This is a genomic window from Bradyrhizobium roseum (assembly GCF_030413175.1).
Classification (GTDB): domain Bacteria; phylum Pseudomonadota; class Alphaproteobacteria; order Rhizobiales; family Xanthobacteraceae; genus Bradyrhizobium; species Bradyrhizobium roseum.
Genome location: NZ_CP129212.1, coordinates 5,842,761 through 5,859,753, shown reverse-complemented (window position 1 = coordinate 5,859,753; position 16,993 = coordinate 5,842,761). Strand labels below are relative to the sequence as shown.

The 16,993-nt window shown below is 61.3% G+C and carries 14 protein-coding genes, 1 tRNA gene and 1 pseudogene; 10 read left to right on the top strand and 6 right to left on the bottom strand.

Translation table 11 applies throughout. The features are described 5' to 3' along the window. The first annotated feature begins 33 nt into the window (after positions 1–33). The 3 genes and pseudogenes from QUH67_RS27700 to QUH67_RS27690 all read left to right on the top strand — a co-directional run bounded on the left by QUH67_RS27700 (position 34) and on the right by QUH67_RS27690 (position 2,812). Positions 34–915, top strand: a complete 882-nt coding sequence (locus QUH67_RS27700) for a branched-chain amino acid ABC transporter permease (protein ID WP_300942616.1) — start codon at positions 34–36, stop codon at positions 913–915. Continuing rightward, positions 912–1,923 (top strand): annotated as a pseudogene (locus QUH67_RS27695) (branched-chain amino acid ABC transporter permease). Before QUH67_RS27700 ends, QUH67_RS27695 begins: the two are co-directional and overlap by 4 nt. Further along, the gene (locus tag QUH67_RS27690) at positions 1,889–2,812 is read left to right on the top strand and encodes a polyphosphate kinase 2 family protein (protein ID WP_300942613.1); all 924 of its coding nucleotides are present in this window, start codon (positions 1,889–1,891) and stop codon (positions 2,810–2,812) included. Before QUH67_RS27695 ends, QUH67_RS27690 begins: the two are co-directional and overlap by 35 nt. A 133-nt stretch (positions 2,813–2,945) precedes the next feature. Here QUH67_RS27690 and QUH67_RS27685 read toward each other — a convergent pair whose 3' ends face one another. Next, complete coding sequence (locus QUH67_RS27685; protein WP_300942612.1) at positions 2,946–3,137, bottom strand: hypothetical protein; 192 nt, start codon at positions 3,135–3,137, stop codon at positions 2,946–2,948. Positions 3,138–3,850: 713 nt separating this feature from the next. Here QUH67_RS27685 and QUH67_RS27680 point away from each other — a divergent pair. Beyond that, positions 3,851–5,410 carry a 2-isopropylmalate synthase gene (locus QUH67_RS27680; protein ID WP_300942610.1) on the top strand — a complete coding sequence of 520 codons (1,560 nt, stop codon included), beginning with the start codon at positions 3,851–3,853 and terminating at the stop codon, positions 5,408–5,410. Between the two features lie 127 nt (positions 5,411–5,537). On the opposite strand, the gene QUH67_RS27675 is transcribed toward QUH67_RS27680, so the two are convergent. Continuing rightward, a complete protein-coding gene (locus QUH67_RS27675) occupies positions 5,538–5,684 on the bottom strand; it encodes a hypothetical protein (protein ID WP_300942609.1) in 147 nt (48 codons plus the stop codon). Between the two features lie 390 nt (positions 5,685–6,074). On the opposite strand from QUH67_RS27675, the gene QUH67_RS27670 reads away from it, so the two are divergent. From QUH67_RS27670 to QUH67_RS27645, 6 genes are all read left to right on the top strand, one after another. Then, entirely contained in the window at positions 6,075–7,076 is a 1,002-nt protein-coding gene (locus QUH67_RS27670; protein WP_300942608.1) for a TRAP transporter substrate-binding protein, read from the top strand. Between the two features lie 207 nt (positions 7,077–7,283). Then, complete coding sequence (locus tag QUH67_RS27665; RefSeq protein ID WP_300942607.1) at positions 7,284–7,859, top strand: TRAP transporter small permease; 576 nt, start codon at positions 7,284–7,286, stop codon at positions 7,857–7,859. Then, positions 7,856–9,181, top strand: a complete 1,326-nt coding sequence (locus tag QUH67_RS27660; protein ID WP_300942606.1) for a TRAP transporter large permease — start codon at positions 7,856–7,858, stop codon at positions 9,179–9,181. Before QUH67_RS27665 ends, QUH67_RS27660 begins: the two co-directional genes overlap by 4 nt. A 134-nt stretch (positions 9,182–9,315) precedes the next feature. Further along, positions 9,316–9,906, top strand: coding sequence for a Spy/CpxP family protein refolding chaperone (locus tag QUH67_RS27655; RefSeq protein WP_300942605.1), 591 nt, complete (start codon positions 9,316–9,318; stop codon positions 9,904–9,906). A gap of 176 nt (positions 9,907–10,082) precedes the next feature. Beyond that, positions 10,083–10,158: transfer RNA gene (locus QUH67_RS27650), tRNA-Lys, on the top strand. Between the two features lie 1,147 nt (positions 10,159–11,305). Then, positions 11,306–12,583 carry a cation:proton antiporter gene (locus tag QUH67_RS27645; protein WP_300942603.1) on the top strand — a complete coding sequence of 426 codons (1,278 nt, stop codon included), beginning with the start codon at positions 11,306–11,308 and terminating at the stop codon, positions 12,581–12,583. A gap of 323 nt (positions 12,584–12,906) precedes the next feature. Here QUH67_RS27645 and QUH67_RS27640 read toward each other — a convergent pair whose 3' ends face one another. The 4 genes from QUH67_RS27640 to QUH67_RS27625 form a co-directional block, all read right to left on the bottom strand. Then, positions 12,907–13,542 carry a MarR family winged helix-turn-helix transcriptional regulator gene (locus QUH67_RS27640; RefSeq protein ID WP_300942602.1) on the bottom strand — a complete coding sequence of 212 codons (636 nt, stop codon included), beginning with the start codon at positions 13,540–13,542 and terminating at the stop codon, positions 12,907–12,909. Positions 13,543–14,057: 515 nt separating this feature from the next. Beyond that, positions 14,058–15,383 carry a flagellar protein export ATPase FliI gene (gene fliI, locus QUH67_RS27635; protein WP_300942601.1) on the bottom strand — a complete coding sequence of 442 codons (1,326 nt, stop codon included), beginning with the start codon at positions 15,381–15,383 and terminating at the stop codon, positions 14,058–14,060. A 46-nt stretch (positions 15,384–15,429) separates the two neighbouring features. Next, complete coding sequence (gene flgF / locus QUH67_RS27630) at positions 15,430–16,158, bottom strand: flagellar basal-body rod protein FlgF (protein ID WP_300942600.1); 729 nt, start codon at positions 16,156–16,158, stop codon at positions 15,430–15,432. A 4-nt stretch (positions 16,159–16,162) separates the two neighbouring features. Continuing rightward, on the bottom strand, positions 16,163–16,948 hold the full coding sequence (locus tag QUH67_RS27625; RefSeq protein ID WP_300942599.1) for a DUF1217 domain-containing protein: 786 nt from the start codon (positions 16,946–16,948) through the stop codon (positions 16,163–16,165). Positions 16,949–16,993: the final 45 nt, after the last annotated feature.

Sequence of the window (16,993 nt, the reverse complement as noted above, 5' to 3'; positions counted from 1 at the left end):
CGAAAAGATCATGCGCAAAAATAGGGTCTAGTGATGCAGGGTTTCCTCGACATCTTCGACATCTACCTGCTGGAAGCCGTGGTCAACGGCATCCTGCTCGGCGGCGTGCTGGCGCTGCTCGCGCTCGGGCTCAATCTGATCTTCGGCGTCATCGACGTGACCTGGATCTGCTACGCCGAACTGGTCATGATCGGCATGTACGGCATGTACTATATGGTCCAGGTGTTCGGCATGCCGTACTGGGCTGCCGCCCCGTTCGCGATCCTGCTGGTGGCGGCGCTGGGGGCTGCCCTGCATTACATCGTCATCGAACCGCTATTGACCGCGCCGCCGATCAACCAGTTGCTCGCCACTGGCGGCGTGCTGTTTATCCTGCAGAGCTTTGCCACCGTCGCGTTCGGCATCGACTTCCGCAATCTCGGCATTCGCCTGCCGGTGCTGGCGATCGGCGAGATGCATTTCAGCTATTCGCGGCTGCTCGCCTTCATCGCCGCGCTGCTCGGCATGCTGGCGGTCTACTTCTTCATGACCCGCACCTATACCGGCACCGCGATCCGCGCCATCTCCCAGGATCGCCAGATCATGTCGCTGATGGGCGTCGACACCAAGCGCATCTATCTCATCACCTCGGCGCTCGGCGGCGCGCTCGCCGGCCTCGCCGCCTGCCTGCTGGTGCTGCAATACGACGTGCATCCCTTTGTCGGGCTGTCGTTCGGGCCGATCACCTTCCTGATCTGTGTGCTCGGCGGCCTCGGCAATTTCGTAGGCGGCTTCATCGCGGCGTTCGTGTTCGCCGAGATCATCTCGCTGGGCGGCCTGTTCTCCGACCTCGAATGGGGTTACGTGCTGGCGTTCGCCTTCTTCATCGTCATGATGTTCATCCGGCCCGCGGGCCTTTTTGCGAGGCGCTCGTGAATCCCCGCACCATCGCCTCGGCCGTCGGGCTGGCCGCACTGATCGCGCTGCCGTTCGTCTATCGCGAGCCCTATCACCTGCACATCCTCGTGCTGATCCTGATCTGGTCGTTCGCCTATACCGCGTGGTCGATCATGGGCCGTTTTGGCCTGGTGTCGCTCGGCCACGGCGGCTTCATGGGCGTCGGCGCCTATGTCACCGCGTTGTTGTGGAATCATCTCGGCGTGTCGCCGTGGATCGGCATTCCCATCAGCATGGTGGCAGCGGGCGTGCTGGCCCTGATCGTCGCATATCCCTGCTTTCGCTTCCGTATCACCGGGCATTATTTCGTGCTGGTGACGCTGGCCCTTTCGGGCATCGTGCTGCAGGTCATCACGGCGACACGCGACTATACCGGCGGTTCGCTCGGCTACACACCGAACCGCGCGCCGAGCGGCAAGGGCCTGATGGCGCTCCAGTTCGACGACAAGATCACGTGGTACCTGATCGCGCTCGGCGTCTGGGTGCTGGGCCTGCTGGTCTGGCGCTGGGTCGACCGCAGCATGAGCCGCTACGCCATGGAGGCGATCTCGGAAGACGAGGACGCGGCCGCGGCGGCCGGCGTCAACGTGACCGCCGAAAAGCTCAAGATCACGCTGATCTCGGCGCTGATGACCGCGCTCGCCGGCGCGCTGTATTGCCAGTACCAGATGTTCATCTCGCCCGACACCGTGAGCGGCATCGCTGTGTCGCTGCAGATGGTGTTCGCCGTCATCGTCGGCGGTCTCTATGTCTCGTTCGGGCCGACGGTCGGCGCCATCATCACGATCATGCTCGCCGAAATGCTCCGCATCGGCTTCGGAACCAAGGCGGTCGGCTGGGATAACCTGGTTTATGGCGTCCTGCTGGTCGTTTTCATCATATTCCTTCCCAAGGGCATTCTTGGTAGCGTTCTCGACAGATGGAAGACGCAACCCAAGCCCTCCGGGACTAAATGAACAAGAAATCCTCGCAGCCGCTCGCCAATGAATTGAAGCCCTATGTCGCCCCGTTCCGCTACGACGGCTCGGGCGAATTTCACCTCAAGTCGCACAAGACCAACGAGAAGGGTGGCCTCGACAAGGAAAAAGCGACCGGGATCATCGAGGCCAACCGCAAGCGGCTCAACGATTTCCAGGAGAAGCTCTACGCGCAGGACCGCTGGTCGATGCTGCTGATCTTCCAGGGCATGGACGCCGCCGGCAAGGATTCCGCGATCAAGAGCGTGTTCGAGGGCGTCAACCCGCAGGGTTGCGAGGTCACGTCGTTCAAGCAGCCGTCGACCAAGGAACTCGACCACGATTTCCTGTGGCGCAGCATGATCGCGCTGCCCGAGCGCGGCCGCATCGGCATCTTCAACCGTTCCCATTACGAGGAATGCCTGGTGGTGCGGGTCCATCCCGAGATTCTCGCGAAACAGAAGATGCCGCCGAAGCTCGTCACCAAGGACATCTGGCGCGACCGCTTCGAGGACATCTCCGCGATGGAACGCTACGTCGCGCGCAACGGCACCGTGATCCTGAAATTCTTCCTCAATGTCTCCAGGGAGGAACAGCGCGAACGCTTTCTCGAGCGGCTGGAGGATCCGGCCAAGAACTGGAAGTTCTCGCTGGCCGATATCGGCGAGCGCAAGCTGTGGGACAAATACCAGGCCGCCTACCAGGACATGATCCGCCACACCTCCACCAAGCACGCGCCATGGCACGTCGTCCCCGCCGACCACAAATGGTTCGCCCGCGTGGTGATAGGCTCGGCGATCGTCTCGGCGCTCGACAAGCTCGATCTGCATTTCCCCAAAGTCGACAAGGCCGACCGCAGCGAATTCAAGCAGGTCCGCGAGGCGCTGCTGGCGGAGGAGAAGGCTACGAAGAAGTCGTGACGCGCTCGTAGCCTGCATGAGCGCAGCGAAATGCGGGTGCGTCAGGTTCGTCTGGCGGCGGCCCCGGATATCGCTCCGCTCATCCGGGCGACGTGTCGTCCCCCGTTGATGCCGTCATCGGCGACAACGCCGGCTATCCGACATATTTCTTGTACAACCAGCGACGGCCGTCATGGCGCCGCCAAACCTGTCCGCGCACCAACCGGCCGGTGATGCTGCGTCTCGGCATGATGACTCGCCTGAGATGCCAGGTGGTCGGCTTGGCCGATCGTCGCTTCAATCCCAGTTTGCGGATGTTGATGGTCGTGAATCCAATCGATGCCATGCTTGTCCCACCAGGCCCGAGCGGCCTGCTGCGGGCATCACCTGCAGCGCGCATCTCGGCGCCCCCTCATCGCGTTCGCGATCGTGGACCGAGCCGCGATCGCGAGAAATGACACTGACGAGAACCGTGCTTCCCGATCCCCGCGACACGAGAATCATAGCGAATCGGCCGGCCACAGTGGTCGATGAAATCCAGATTTCGATTCCAGTTGGATATTATTGGTCGTCACTGCGATATTTTTGCCCCGCCATGCTTCGGCGTAGCGAACGGCGTGACGACCAGCTTCGTCCCGCACGGCATTGCGCGGGTGGCGACGCGCATTAGCTGGGTGACCCCATTAGGTCACCCATCCTGACCCTCTTTGCCCATTGCGGCCCGCCGCAAATTTCGTCTAGAACAGGTCCGGAACGCCGTCCCGGCAACGAACCGTCAATGGTTTTGGCTGAGGATTTGGCCGTCCAAAGGGTCTGGCAATGCTGATTCGCAGCAAAATCAACGGGGTTCGGGGTGGAGCGGCCAAGGCTGCCTCCATGTCTGCTCTCGCGATTCCGGCTGCGTCCGCGCCCACCCTGCTTCTTGGCGGGCTTCTGCTTCTTATCGGCCCCTGAGGGCCGTCTGGGCGATTGCGCCTGGGCACTCAGGGGTTTTGAGCGAGATCACCAGACCCTTCAGCGCCCCGTGAAGCGGCGCACGACCCAAAAGGAATTCAGCCAATGACCACCGCCAACAAGTCCGACAAGGACCGCGTCATCGTATTCGACACCACCCTGCGCGACGGCGAGCAGTGCCCGGGCGCGACCATGACGTTCGAGGAAAAGCTCGAGATCGCCGAGATGCTGGACGACATGGGCGTCGACGTCATCGAGGCCGGTTTTCCGATCACCTCGCAGGGCGACTTCGAGGCCGTCAGCGAGATCGCCCGCCGCTCCAAGAATGCGATCATCGCCGGCCTGTCCCGCGCCCATCCCGCCGACATCGACCGCTGCGCCGAAGCCGTCAAGTTCGCCCGCCGCGGCCGCGTTCACACCGTGATCGCGACCTCGCCGCTGCATATGCGGGTCAAGCTGAACAAGACGCCGGAGGAGGTGATCGAAACCTCGATCGCCATGGTCGCCCGCGCCCGCAACCAGATTGATGACGTCGAATGGTCGGCCGAGGACGGCACCCGCAGCGAGATGGATTATCTCTGCCGCATCGTGGAAGCCGTCATCAAGGCCGGCGCCACCACGGTCAACATCCCCGACACCGTCGGCTACACCGTGCCGGAAGAGTACACCCACTTCATGCGCACGCTGATCGAGCGGGTGCCGAATTCCGACAAGGCGGTCTTCTCCGTGCACTGCCATAACGACCTCGGCATGGCGGTGGCGAATTCGCTGGCCGGCATCGCCGGCGGCGCGCGGCAGATCGAATGCACCGTCAACGGCATCGGCGAGCGGGCAGGCAATGCCGCGCTGGAAGAAGTTGTGATGGCGATCAACGTCCGCAACGACGTATTTCCGTGGTGGAACAAGATCGACACCACCATGCTGACGCGCGCCTCGAAGCTGGTTTCGGCCGCCACCTCGTTCCCGGTGCAGTACAACAAGGCCATCGTCGGCCGCAACGCGTTCGCGCATGAGAGCGGCATCCATCAGGACGGCGTGCTGAAGGACGCGTCCACCTACGAGATCATGCGTCCCGAGATGATCGGGCTGAAGAAATCGTCGCTGGTGCTCGGCAAGCATTCCGGCCGCCATGCGTTCGTGCACAAGTTGGAGGAGATGGGCTACAAGCTCGGCGCCAACCAGCTGGAAGACGCTTTCGTGCGGATGAAGGCCTTGGCTGATCGCAAGAAGGACATCTACGACGAGGACATCGAGGCGCTGGTCGATCAGGAGATCGCAGCCTCGCATGATCGCATCAAGCTGGCCTCGCTGACGGTGATCGCCGGCACCCATGGCCCGCAGCGCGCCACCATGAAGCTGGACGTCGAAGGCACGATGAAGATCGAGGAAGCCGAAGGCAACGGCCCGGTCGATGCGGTGTTCAACTGCATCAAGGCGCTGGTGCCGCACGAGGCCAAGCTGGAGCTGTACCAGGTCCACGCCGTCACCGAAGGCACCGACGCGCAAGCCGAAGTGTCGGTGCGGCTCGCCCATGAAGGCCGCTCGATGACGTCGAAGGCATCCGATCCGGATACGCTGGTGGCGTCGGCAAAGGCCTATCTCGGCGCGCTCAACAAGATCGTCATGAAGCACCAGCGCGACAGGCCGGCGCAGGCCGCGGGCTGAGGCTTGCCGGTATTCCGGGCGCGAAGCGAACCCGCGATCTCGAGATTTCCACGATGTGTAATTGCACATCGTGTTTTGGTGTGTCGTATCGCGCGGGAATGACGGCGCGGGTTGAGGCCGCGCCGGGCTACTTCCGCCGGGTTGTGCCGGGCAATTGAACGGGTACGTGCGGCGACGTGCTGATCACCCTCGGGGCGCCGTCGGAATAGGCCGGGCTGCGCTCGGCCAGGCTTCGGATTGTTTCCAGAAGCAGCATGTATTTTTCGGCGAGCATGGCAATTCCAGTTCTGCGATGGTCCCGCCGCTGATCTGGCGGGACGCAGGGAATTAATTAGCTTCTGACGTTGGCTGACGTCGATTTCAGGACGTTTTCGCGCAAACATAGATATGGCTTCGTCATGCGGGTGAAATGCTTCATCGCGCCCGCCTACATGAAACCGATATTGCCAGATCGTTGATTGCCGCGGTGCGATACACCGCCACCCATCGAGCATTCCCGAGACGGAGGTCCTACGGCTGGCGAGTGGATTTTGCGCTGCAGCAAGGCTTGCGCGGGACCCTGCTAACGGGCAATGGCAATTGGCCCCGCTTCTCTGTAATGGTGCATCTGGCATGCAAGCTTCGGAACCTGGCTTACGGGCTCCAGAGAATAACGGGAGGATACATGCGCAAGCTGATTTTGGCCGCGGCATCGATCGCGGCACTGAGCCTGGTTGGACCCGCGGCGGCGCAATCGCCGATCATCATCAAGTTCAGCCATGTGGTGGCGCCCAACACGCCGAAGGGTCTGGCGGCGGAAAAATTCAAGGAACTGGCCGAGAAATACACCGCCGGCAAGGTCAAGGTCGAAGTCTATCCGAACTCGCAGCTCTACAAGGACAAGGAAGAGCTGGAAGCGCTGCAGCTCGGCGCGGTGCAGATGCTGGCCCCTTCGAACGCCAAGTTCGGCCCGATCGGCGTCAAGGAGATGGAGGTGTTCGATCTGCCTTACATCCTGCCGGACCTGAAGACGCTTCGCAAAGTCACCGACGGTCCGCTCGGCAAGCGCCTGCTGGGTCTGCTCGATTCCAAGGGCATGACCGGACTCGCCTATTGGGACAACGGCTTCAAGATGATGAGCGCCAACAAGAAGCTGGTTGCGCCGGCCGACTACAAGGGTCTGAAATTCCGCATCCAGTCCTCTAAGGTGCTTGAGGCCCAGTTCCGTACGCTCGGCGCCATTCCGCAGGTGATGGCGTTCTCCGAAGTCTATCAGGCCTTGCAGACCGGCGTCGTCGATGGCCAGGAAAACACCTGGTCCAACATCTACACCCAGAAGATGCACGAGGTGCAGAAGTACATCACGGTCACCAACCACGGCTATATCGGTTACATCGTGGTGGTGAACAAGAAATTCTGGGACGGCATTCCCGCCGATATCAAGCCTCAGCTCGAGAAGGCCATGCAGGAAGCCACCGCCTACGGTAACGGCCAGTCGCAGAAGGAAAACGACGACGCGCTGGCGGACATCAAGAAGACCGGCAAGAGCGAGATCGTCACGCTGACGCCTGAGCAGGATGCGGCAATGCGCAAGGCGCTCGAACCGGTCTACCAGGACGTGGCCAAGCGCGTCGGCCAGCCGCTGATCGACGAATTCCTCAAGGAGACGAGGGGCGCGACCAACTAGAATGCATGACTCAAGGGGCGAGCTCCTTGTAGCACTGCTGCGAAAATGGGGCACTCTTCGTCATGGCCGGGCTTGACCCGGCCATCCACGTCTTTGTCTTCGGTAGAAAGCAAAACGCGGATGCCCGGGTCATAGGCGAGCGGAAGCGACGCCGTCCTTCGGACAGCTATGCCCGGGCATGACGAATGTTTGTGAGTGGGGGAATGGATGTTTTTGAGAATCCTCGACCGGCTTGAGGAGATATTGATCGCGACGCTGATGGGGCTCGCGACCTTCATCATCTTCATCGCGGTGATGCACCGCTATCTCATCGGCATTCCCCTGCTGTATCCGATCCTGTTTCCCATCAACCTGTCCTGGGCCCAGGAACTGTGCATCTACATGTTCGTCTGGGTCGCCAAGTTCGGCGCCGCCTATGGCGTGCGTACCGGCATCCATGTCGGCGTCGACGTGGTGGTGAACCAGCTCAAATCGCCCTGGCGCAATGCGGTGGTGCTGTTCGGCCTGCTGTGCGGCGCGTTCTTCACCGCCGTGATCGGCACCATGGGCGCGAAGTTCGTCTATGGGCTCTATCATACCGACCAGGTCTCGCCCGACCTCGAGATCCCGAGCTGGTTCGTCTATCTCTGCATCCCGCTCGGCTCCTATCTGATGTGCTTCCGCTTCCTGCAGGTCGCGTACGGCTACCTGCGCACCGGAGAACTGCCCCATCACGATCACGCCTATGTCGAGGGCGTCGAGATCGAAGAGCCGGGTGTCGGCGCTGCGGAGGTCACCCGATGAGCAGCCTGATCATCTTCTCGCTGCTGATCGCGCTGATGCTGACCGGCATGCCGATCTCGATCGCGCTCGGCATGACGGTGTTGACCTTCATCTACACCATGACCAACGTGCCGACCGAGTCGGTGGCGCTGAAGCTCTTCACCGGCATCGACAATTTCGAAATCATGGCGATCCCGTTCTTCATCCTCGCCGGCAATTTCCTGACCCATGGCGGCGTCGCGCGCCGCATGATCAACTTTGCGACCTCGATGGTCGGTCACTGGCATGGCGGGCTCGGGCTCGCGGGCGTGATGGCCTGCGCGCTCTTCGCGGCGGTGTCCGGCTCATCGCCGGCGACCGTGATCGCGATCGGTTCAATCATGATGCCGGCGATGGTCAAGCAGGGCTTTCCGAAGCGTTTCGGTGCCGGCGTCATCACCACGTCGGGCGCGCTCGGCATCCTGATCCCGCCCTCGATCGTGATGGTGATCTATTGCGTGGCGACCGGCGGCAGCATTGCGCTCGATCCGTCCGGCCAGCGCGTCTCATCGGCCTCCGTCGGCCAGATGTTCATGGCCGGCGTCATTCCGGGCCTGATGCTGGCGACGCTGCTGGGCCTGACGACGTTCTATCGCGCCTGGAAGTTCGATTATCCGCGGTTGCCGAAGGCGAGCTGGGCCGAGCGCTTCATCGCGTTCCGCAAGTGCATGTGGGGCTTGCTGCTGATCCTCATCGTGCTCGGCGGCATCTATGCGGGCCTGTTCACGCCGACGGAAGCCGCTGCCATCAGCGCGGTTTACGCCTTCGTCATCGCGGTGTTCGTCTATCGCGACATGTCGCTGAAGGACGTGCCGCGGGTGCTGCTCGGCTCCGCCAACATGAGCGCGATGATCCTCTACATCATCACCAACGCGGTGCTGTTCTCGTTCCTGATGGCGAATGAGAACATTCCGCAGCAGATCGCCGCCTGGATCACCTCGATCGGTGTCGACTGGATCATCTTCCTGCTGATCGTCAACGTATTGCTGCTGATCGCGGGCAACGTGATGGAGGCGTCGTCGATCGTGCTGATCATGGCGCCGATCCTGTTTCCGGTGGCGGTCAAGCTCGGCATCCACCCGGTGCATCTCGGCATCCTGATGGTCGTCAACATGGAAGTCGGCATGTGCCATCCGCCGGTGGGATTGAACCTCTATGTCGCGTCCGGCATCGCCAAGATGGGCATCACCGAGCTCACGATCGCGGTGTGGCCGTGGCTGCTGACCATGCTGATCTTCCTCGGCGTCGTCACCTATGTGCCGGAGATATCGCTGTGGCTGCCGCGCGTGCTCGGCATGTTGTAGCCGTCCGCGCATTGCGCAGGATCAAACCGAAGCCGCATTACATCTTGGTAAGGCAGGCGTCCCTTGCCAAGAGTTAAGTTGAACGACCGGCGAGGCGAGCCCATCTTCAGGCGACCTTTTCACAGGAGGTTCGCATGAGGAAATTCGCCATCGCCGCGGTAGCGGTACTCGCCATCGCCGGGTCGACCGCCGTCTATGCCCAGCATCGCCATTGGGGCCACGGCTTCTCGCGGATGAACCCGGAGGACCGCTCGGCCTATGCCGATGCGCGGATCGCGGCCGTCCATGCCGGCCTGAAATTGACGGCGGACCAGGAAAAGCTGTGGCCGCCGGTCGAGGCCGCGGTCAAGGAGTTCGCCAAGCTCAGAATCGACCGCGCCAACGCGCGGATGAACCCGCCGCGGGACGATTCCAGCCAGCAGAAGCCGGAGGATCCGTTGGCGCGATTGCGCGACCGGGCCGATCACATGGCCGCCAGTGCGGCGGCCATGAAGAAGATCGTGGAAGCCGCCGATCCGCTCTACAAGACGCTCGATGACGGCCAAAAGCGCCGGCTCGCCGTCCTGACCCGTATGGGCGGGTTCGGGGGCGGGGAAGGCTGGCGCCATCACCGGCCGGAGCGCGAAATGGGCATGGACCGCGACTTTGACCGGCACCATGGCTACGGCCGCGATCGCTATGACCGCGACGGCGGCCCGGACCGGGGCGGCCCCGAACGGCTCTGACGCGCCCGCGAACGGGGGCGGCTCCGAACATCGGCAGAAGCCGCTGAAATCCAGCGGCTTTTTGTCGTTCCGGCGATCCGCCGAAGCCCGGGAAAACTGGTCCGGACTTGCTGGACATCCCCGGATCGCTTTGCTAAACGACGCCCTCTTGCAAAGGACCTTCCGGATCAAGATCCGGGCGCATAGCTCAGTTGGTAGAGCAGATGACTCTTAATCATCGGGTCCCAGGTTCGAGCCCTGGTGCGCCCACCAATCCTTTCAAGGACTTGGTGACCCTGCGAGACCGCCATTTCGACAAGCGGTGAGCCGCTATTCCGACAAACCGGCTGCCGTCGTTCTTTCCTCTCGCCGCTTCTTCACGCCTGCAATGAGCTGTTTTCGTGTGCGCCTTGCATAGGTCGGCAACTGCCGCGGCGACCGGTGGCGGCCTGCGGCTCTAAGTTCAGCGTCCGTGAGATCGCTGTCGGCACCCTCGGTGAAGCCGCCATGTCGGAACGAGGCGAACGAAAGCTCTTTCCGAAGGGCGGCTGCGCGAACGATTTTTTCCACGACCTCCCGCAGATAGCGAAGATCTTGCTTCGCCGTAATCATCGCAGCGGGATGGGCAATCTCCGGTGCATGTGGTCGTGCCGAAAGACCAGGCCGGACATGGCAGTTCGCCTAATCTCGTCCAATTCGGCCATCAATTCGGGAAACAACATTCTCGCCAGTCTCATCGACAAGCGGCCACCCAGCTTCTTCACCATTATTCGGATGAACGATGCGGACACTGTTTGGCCCCTCCCTGGGTTCGATAGTGGCTAATCTGGAAAGCACCAAATACGTGTTCTTCTCTCTGGAGCCACTCCCATGCAACGAACGCCGCCGTTGCTAGGGATCGATAGCCAAGTTCATTCGCTTTCGCGCGAAAAGCCCTCAGTTCATCCCAGGTCGCGGTTGACGTTTCTCTTTATCGGCTGTCCTGGCGCCCGCGCCCTCAGTCCCATTTTTGAGAATGGGTTGACCGCAGGCACTCTCTTTCCTCTGCACGTTGTCCGACGAACCAGGCACGGCGGCATGCCGTCATCGCAGCGTTCGCATAGCGGCGACGCTCCCGCTGCCCGACGTTTCCGTCGGCATCCATCGCCCCGCACGACAGCCAGGTCCGTTTCGTGCTAAATAGTCACTTCGAGTACTGACCACGAGGAAAAGTTCTGCTTTGGGCCGTTACTCTGTTTCCAATTGACTCAGCACCCTCTCCTGACCGACCCAGCTGTGAGAACAGCTGTTCCGGTGGGCCGCTCTTGCGCGAAACTCAGCGAACCATTCCTTTATCGGCGCGTTCTGGTCGAGCCGGTCACATGGCGAATTGCATCGACGTCGCACGCGCGGACGGCGCTCCCACGCAGGTAGTTATCTGATGGTCGAACCGTACATCGTTTTATTAATTGGTTTTGGCGCTCTCGTGCTTTTGACCGCGTGGCTACCAATGGTCCTTAAAGAAGCGCCTCTATCGCTTCCTATCCTTTGCGTGATCATCGGAGCGGCGATCTTCGCATCTCCCTTTGACATCTCCGTCCCCAATCTCGCGACGAACCTCCCGGTTGCCGAACGCTTCACGGAACTTGTAGTCATCATTTCTTTGATGGGAGCCGCGCTGAAGATCGATCGCAAAATCGGTTGGCGTTCGTGGATGATGACATGGCGTTTATTGGGCCTCGCCATGCCGGTCACCATCTTCGTGCTCGCAGTACTTGGGCAAGCGATGTTGGGCTTGGGAATTGCAACGGCTCTGCTTCTCGCCGCGTCTCTTGCTCCCACCGATCCGGTTCTCGCGAGCGACATTCAGGTAGGCCCGCCAAAAACAGGGAAGGAGGATGAAGCTCGCTTTGCGTTGACATCTGAAGCGGGACTGAACGATGGATTGGCCTTCCCCTTCATCATGTGCGCAATCGCCTTGGCTCAAGCAGGACAAACGGGTGAGCCTTGGTTGCTACGCTGGTTCGGTGTGGAAGTTATATGGCGTCTATCAGTGGGGGTGGGCGTCGGCGTTTGCCTGGGATACCTCTTGGGCTGGCTCGTGTTCCGCCTGCCGAACAGGGCGAAACTGTCGCGGACTGGGGATGGGTTTGTTGCTCTTGGAATTACCGTTTCCGTCTACGGCGTCACCGAAGCGTTGCACGGTTACGGCTTCGTATCGGTATTTGTCGCGGGATTGGCTCTGAGGGCTTCAGAACGCAATCACGACTACCACCAAACACTTCATGATTTTGCCGAACAGCTTGAGCGCATTCTGATGATGGTTGCTCTCGTCATATTTGGTGGCTTGCTTTGGAGCGGCGGCATATTCGATGCACTGACCTGGACCGCGGCGGGATATGCCCTCCTCGCAATATTCGTTGTGAGACCCATTGCAGGTTGGATATCACTATGGCGGACAAATTGTCCGACAACCGAGCGCGCCGTTATTAGCTTTTTCGGCATTCGTGGATTGGGAACAATATACTACTTGGCCTACGCACTTCCGAAAGGCCCTTTTGAGGAAACCGAGCTCGTATGGAGCGCGGCGTGCCTTACGGTGCTTATTTCAATCTTCCTGCATGGCGCCACCGTGACACCGGTCATGCGGATGATTGATCGGCGTAACAAAACTGGCGTCGCATCAGCAGAAGCGAGGAAACTGACGAGCCCTCAATGAACCTCCATCCTTGCCGAGATCGAAGGTCTGGGCCGCAAGGCTGGCGCGCTCCAGCTCGACGTCAGGACATTTCCACCCTTCCGGCTTTCGTCAAGAGTCTCCGTTCGGCTAACGGGATCATGAAGCTGTTGATCGCTCGCTTGTTCCGAGAGGCAGCGTCGTTCTACGAGATCGCTGGATGATGGACCAATGCCGCTGATTTGCCCGACGTGTCAAGCCGCCGTCCCGCAAGTCGGCGGTCGTCCGCTACTTTGCATGGGGTTGTTTTCGAAGTTTTGAGATGGTGGCGGTCGCGACGGCGGCCGCGTTCGAAACGGCAGGAATTATCCCCCGTCCGCGACGCGCTCGCCGTCGAGGTGTTCGTCGATTCTCGGACGGTCTCGGGTGTGTTCAAAGTTCGTGCAGAGCAGCTCGGTCTCTTCGAGCGAGATAGGAGCCCGATAAAGCCGGCACATGAATTCAGCGCTCGTGCGTCCCTTTGCGGGGCCCGGGCCACGTTCGGCAAGAAACATGCAATCCCGGCAGGTGCTGGCATTGAGACGCTGATGTGTCGAGTCGAGGTGATTCATGATCCTCGTAAGGGAGCTGCGCAGCCTGGCGCATTCCTCGGCCCCGAGTGCGTTGACCGCGTTCAACACATGGTTGATCGGATCGTGCTGGCTCAGACACTTTTCGCCTTGGGCGGTGACGCAGAGCACGACCGAGCGCTTGTCTTCGCGCGAGGGTTTTCTCACCAGATAGGACTTGCTTTCGAGGGTCTTCACGATCTGCGATGCCGTGGTCTTGGTGGCGCCGATGAAACCGGCCAGCGCGGTCGGAGTCCGCGAAAACCTGTTGGCACGCCCCAGAAATCGCAGCGCCATCCATTCCCGATCGCGCAAGCCGTGTTGATCGCCTTCGAAGTACCAAGCTCTCGCCGCCTGAATCAGCAGCTCAACGGCTTCGCGATTCAACGGCATGACCTATCTATCTCGCTTCATGTCCGGCACACCGCGTCCCGACGCCGAGATCGGCTACCTCCCGTGCGCTGATCGCAACATGCTGATTGCAGCCTCGTTGAGCGGGAGCCACAGTCGTCACCACTGCCGAACGATGGATCGGAAATCTTCAACCGAAGCCTCTGGCGAATTTCAGGCGAGCGACACTTCTGTTCGGTGAACGATGAAGCAGCTTCCTCTGAAAAGCAAGTAGAGACTCTTCAGGACACTACCTGTCGTGAGAGTCGTTCACAGCGTTCAAGCCGAACTGCATTTTTAACAGATGTTGCGTGTGCGCTAATCCCGCACGGATATAGCGGCATGCTGAAGTGTGATCGTTCTCACGGCTGTCCGGCTGTTCGATGTGATGCACGCAAACGCGTCAATCATCTATGACTGCGCCGTCGACCTTTCCGGGTCGGAGAACTTTTCAATATTGCGTGCGAAGGTTGTATTGCGGCTTGCGGCGTCGGCGAGGGAAGCTTTCGTATCGCTGGTCAGCTACCCTTCATCATGTCCCGCAATTCGCGAAACGGGTCGGCGCTTGGCGCAGCGGAAGCATCCTGTCTCATCGCAGCGTAGATCTTCGGCACGATCTCGACCGATTGGTCGAGGCTGGTGTCGCGTCCCGGCTGATATCCGCCCATCAAGCGAAGGTCGCGCGTGTCTTCGTATCTGGCGATCATGGCGCGCAGCTTGCTGACCAGCTCGCGTTCTTCGGGATCCCAGACGCAATGCGCCAGGCGTGAGATCGAGGCGAGAACGTCCACCGCGGGATAGCGCGCCTGATCGGCAATGTGCCGGCTGAGCACGATGTGCCCATCGAGCGTGCTTCGAATCGTGTCGGCAATCGGCTCATTGTGGTCGTCGCCGTCGACCAGCACCGAAAAAATGCCGGTAATCGCGCCGGACCCTTCCTCGCCGGGTCCGGCTCGCTCGAGCAGGCGCGGCAGATCGGTGAACACGGTCGGGGCGTAGCCCCGTGCGACCGCAGGCTCTCCCGCGGCCAGGGCGACTTCACGGGCGGCGTGGGCATACCGGGTGATCGAGTCGACGACCAGCAGGACTGATTCGCCGCGATCGCGGAAATACTCGGCGACCGTCATGGCGGTCTTCGGCGCCAACCTCCGCATCATCGGGCTTTCATCGCCCGTCGATACGATGGTGATGGTGCGGGCGCGGTTGTGACCGAGTACGTCCTCGATGAATTCGCGGACTTCCCGGCCGCGCTCGCCGACCAGCGCCAGGACCACGGTGTCGAACCCCTCGCTGCGGGCGAGCATCGCAAGCAGTGTTGATTTTCCGACGCCCGAGCCGGCGAAGATGCCGACCCGCTGGCCTGCGCAGATCGGCGCAAACAGATCGATGACGCGGACGCCGGTGCGCAACGGTTTGTGGACGCGCGCTCTTTTCATGGCCGGCGGCGGTTCTGCCTCTGCCGAAACGGCGCGTGATCCCGGCACCAGGGGAGCGCCTCCGTCCAGCGGGGCGCCAAGGGCGTTGATGACGCGGCCTTTCCAGCTGGGATCGGGCGCGAATGACAGTGGCGGCATCCGGTATGCCGCCGAGCCAAGTCCGCCCCCGAACTGCCGATCGAATGGCTTTGCGACGATGCCGTCGCTGTCGATCCGGACCACTTCGCCGATCTGCGGGCGCCCTGCCGAATTGACTCCGATGAGTTCACCGAGCCTGACAAAGCGCGACAGGCCCGACACGCGAAAATGCGTCGGCGCAATTTCGGAAATCGCGCCGCTGACGCTTGCGAGGGGAATGTTCTGCTGCAGCTCCAGCAGCGCCCATTCAAGTTGCCGGAGAGCGTTCAAGGAAATTTCCCAATGTCACAGCGTAACCGGCGAGCTCTCTTGCAGGTTACTTGCCCGGTTCGCCCAGTGTCCGGATTGCGTTTTGCAGGGAGCTTTCGGTGCCCTCCATCAGCGAGTTCGTGCCCTCGAAGGCGCGCGACGCCGAGATCAGCCTGGTCAGTTCAAGCATCGGGTTGGCGCCCGATCCCTCCACATAGCTCTGCCGGAAGCCGTCCCGGGTGTAGTCGACAATGGCGGTGGCGGGGCGATCAGGAATGACGCCGGAATTGCCGTAACGGTCGAGATTGGCGTCAGCAGGTATGTTGAAAAGGCCCAGCGTACCGACCTCGTTGCCATCCTGCGTAATCGCTCCATTGCGGGCGATCGATAGCGGTCCGCCGTTGGGATCGACCGTGATTTGCGCACCGCCCGAATCGACCACCGGAAAGCCGGTCACCGTCTGCAGGTCACCATTGGGAGCGATCTGCAGGCGGCCATCGCGCGTATAGACGGTGCCGTTCGGGCCGGCGAAGGCCACAAAACCTTGTCCTACCACCGCGACATCGAGAGGATTGCCGGTCTCGGTCACGTTGCCGGCCTCGCGCGAGATGATGTTGTTGCCAGGCGAGGAGAATGCAACGGGGCTGGCACCGGCACGCGACAGCACCGTCTCGAACTTCACCACGTCGGTGCGGAAGCCGGACGTGTTGACGTTGGCGACGTTGTTGGCGATCGTCTGCAGCCGCTTTTCAAGCGCGACCTGTGCTGATAGTCCGACGTAGAGGGCCGATTGCATGTTGCTACCTTCCGAGCCGAAGCGTCTGCAGTTTTGTTAGCATGTCGGAATCCAGCCCGGCCGGCGTCGCCGCGCCGAGCAGAATCAGTGAGGGGTTGCTCGAGGCGTTGTTGCTGGCCTGGCTGGCATCCCACATGGCCGCAAAGCGCTGCGCGAAGCGGCTGACCTTTGCCGGATCCTGAAAGTCGGAAAAGTCGACGAGCTTCGACAGCAGCGAGGCCTGCTTGTCGATATCGGCTGCGCTGATGTTCGGGGACAGGCCAAGGGCCGTTTGCACGACCTGCGTCAGTGCCTTGTCCGCGAGAATCTGAAAGGGACCCTTGATCGAGGCCGCCTTGCGCGTGAAATAGAGCGCGAGGCGCACGCCCTCGTTCTGGTCCCCGGCGTTCTCCTCCATCGTCTGCTGAACAAACAGGGTCGCCGTACCGGTCTGCGCCGCGCTGGTCTGGGTGGCCCTGCTGCCGAGCAATTCGAAATTGAACGTCTTCGCGAAGTCCCGGTAGCGGGAGTCCGACAGCTTGTTGGCGAAGCTGTTGCTGTTGGAAACGCCCTCGGTCAGCACTTTGCGCATGAACGCCTTGGCGTAGGTCATGTCGTTCAGCCCGTGGGCCTTCATCGCATAAGAGAAGAGCCGATAGTCCTTCAGGAAATCGTCGATGCTGGTGATCTTGCCGATATTCGCCAGGTAGTATGCGGTTTCGCGGCTGACATCCGGCTTTCTGGCGGTGAGCGACAGCGACCGGGTCATATCTTTCGATATTCTCCGGTAGTCCGCGATCGTGGACAGCATGACCCGCGCCCCTTCGGCCGTTGCGACGTCGCGCCAGACTGCCGG

What these genes read in the sequence shown, in the direction of transcription:
- QUH67_RS27700 (WP_300942616.1), top strand. Translation starts at nt 34, where the DNA reads ATGCAGGGTTTCCTCGACATCTTCGACATCTACCTGCTGGAAGCCGTG.
- QUH67_RS27685 (WP_300942612.1), bottom strand. Translation starts at nt 3,137, where the DNA reads ATGGCATCGATTGGATTCACGACCATCAACATCCGCAAACTGGGATTG.
- QUH67_RS27640 (WP_300942602.1), bottom strand. Translation starts at nt 13,542, where the DNA reads ATGCCGTTGAATCGCGAAGCCGTTGAGCTGCTGATTCAGGCGGCGAGA.
- QUH67_RS27680 (WP_300942610.1), top strand. Translation starts at nt 3,851, where the DNA reads ATGACCACCGCCAACAAGTCCGACAAGGACCGCGTCATCGTATTCGAC.
- QUH67_RS27645 (WP_300942603.1), top strand. Translation starts at nt 11,306, where the DNA reads ATGGTCGAACCGTACATCGTTTTATTAATTGGTTTTGGCGCTCTCGTG.
- QUH67_RS27655 (WP_300942605.1), top strand. Translation starts at nt 9,316, where the DNA reads ATGAGGAAATTCGCCATCGCCGCGGTAGCGGTACTCGCCATCGCCGGG.
- QUH67_RS27690 (WP_300942613.1), top strand. Translation starts at nt 1,889, where the DNA reads ATGAACAAGAAATCCTCGCAGCCGCTCGCCAATGAATTGAAGCCCTAT.
- QUH67_RS27670 (WP_300942608.1), top strand. Translation starts at nt 6,075, where the DNA reads ATGCGCAAGCTGATTTTGGCCGCGGCATCGATCGCGGCACTGAGCCTG.
- QUH67_RS27660 (WP_300942606.1), top strand. Translation starts at nt 7,856, where the DNA reads ATGAGCAGCCTGATCATCTTCTCGCTGCTGATCGCGCTGATGCTGACC.
- QUH67_RS27665 (WP_300942607.1), top strand. Translation starts at nt 7,284, where the DNA reads ATGTTTTTGAGAATCCTCGACCGGCTTGAGGAGATATTGATCGCGACG.
- flgF (WP_300942600.1), bottom strand. Translation starts at nt 16,158, where the DNA reads ATGCAATCGGCCCTCTACGTCGGACTATCAGCACAGGTCGCGCTTGAA.
- QUH67_RS27675 (WP_300942609.1), bottom strand. Translation starts at nt 5,684, where the DNA reads ATGCTCGCCGAAAAATACATGCTGCTTCTGGAAACAATCCGAAGCCTG.
- QUH67_RS27625 (WP_300942599.1), bottom strand. Translation starts at nt 16,948, where the DNA reads ATGCTGTCCACGATCGCGGACTACCGGAGAATATCGAAAGATATGACC.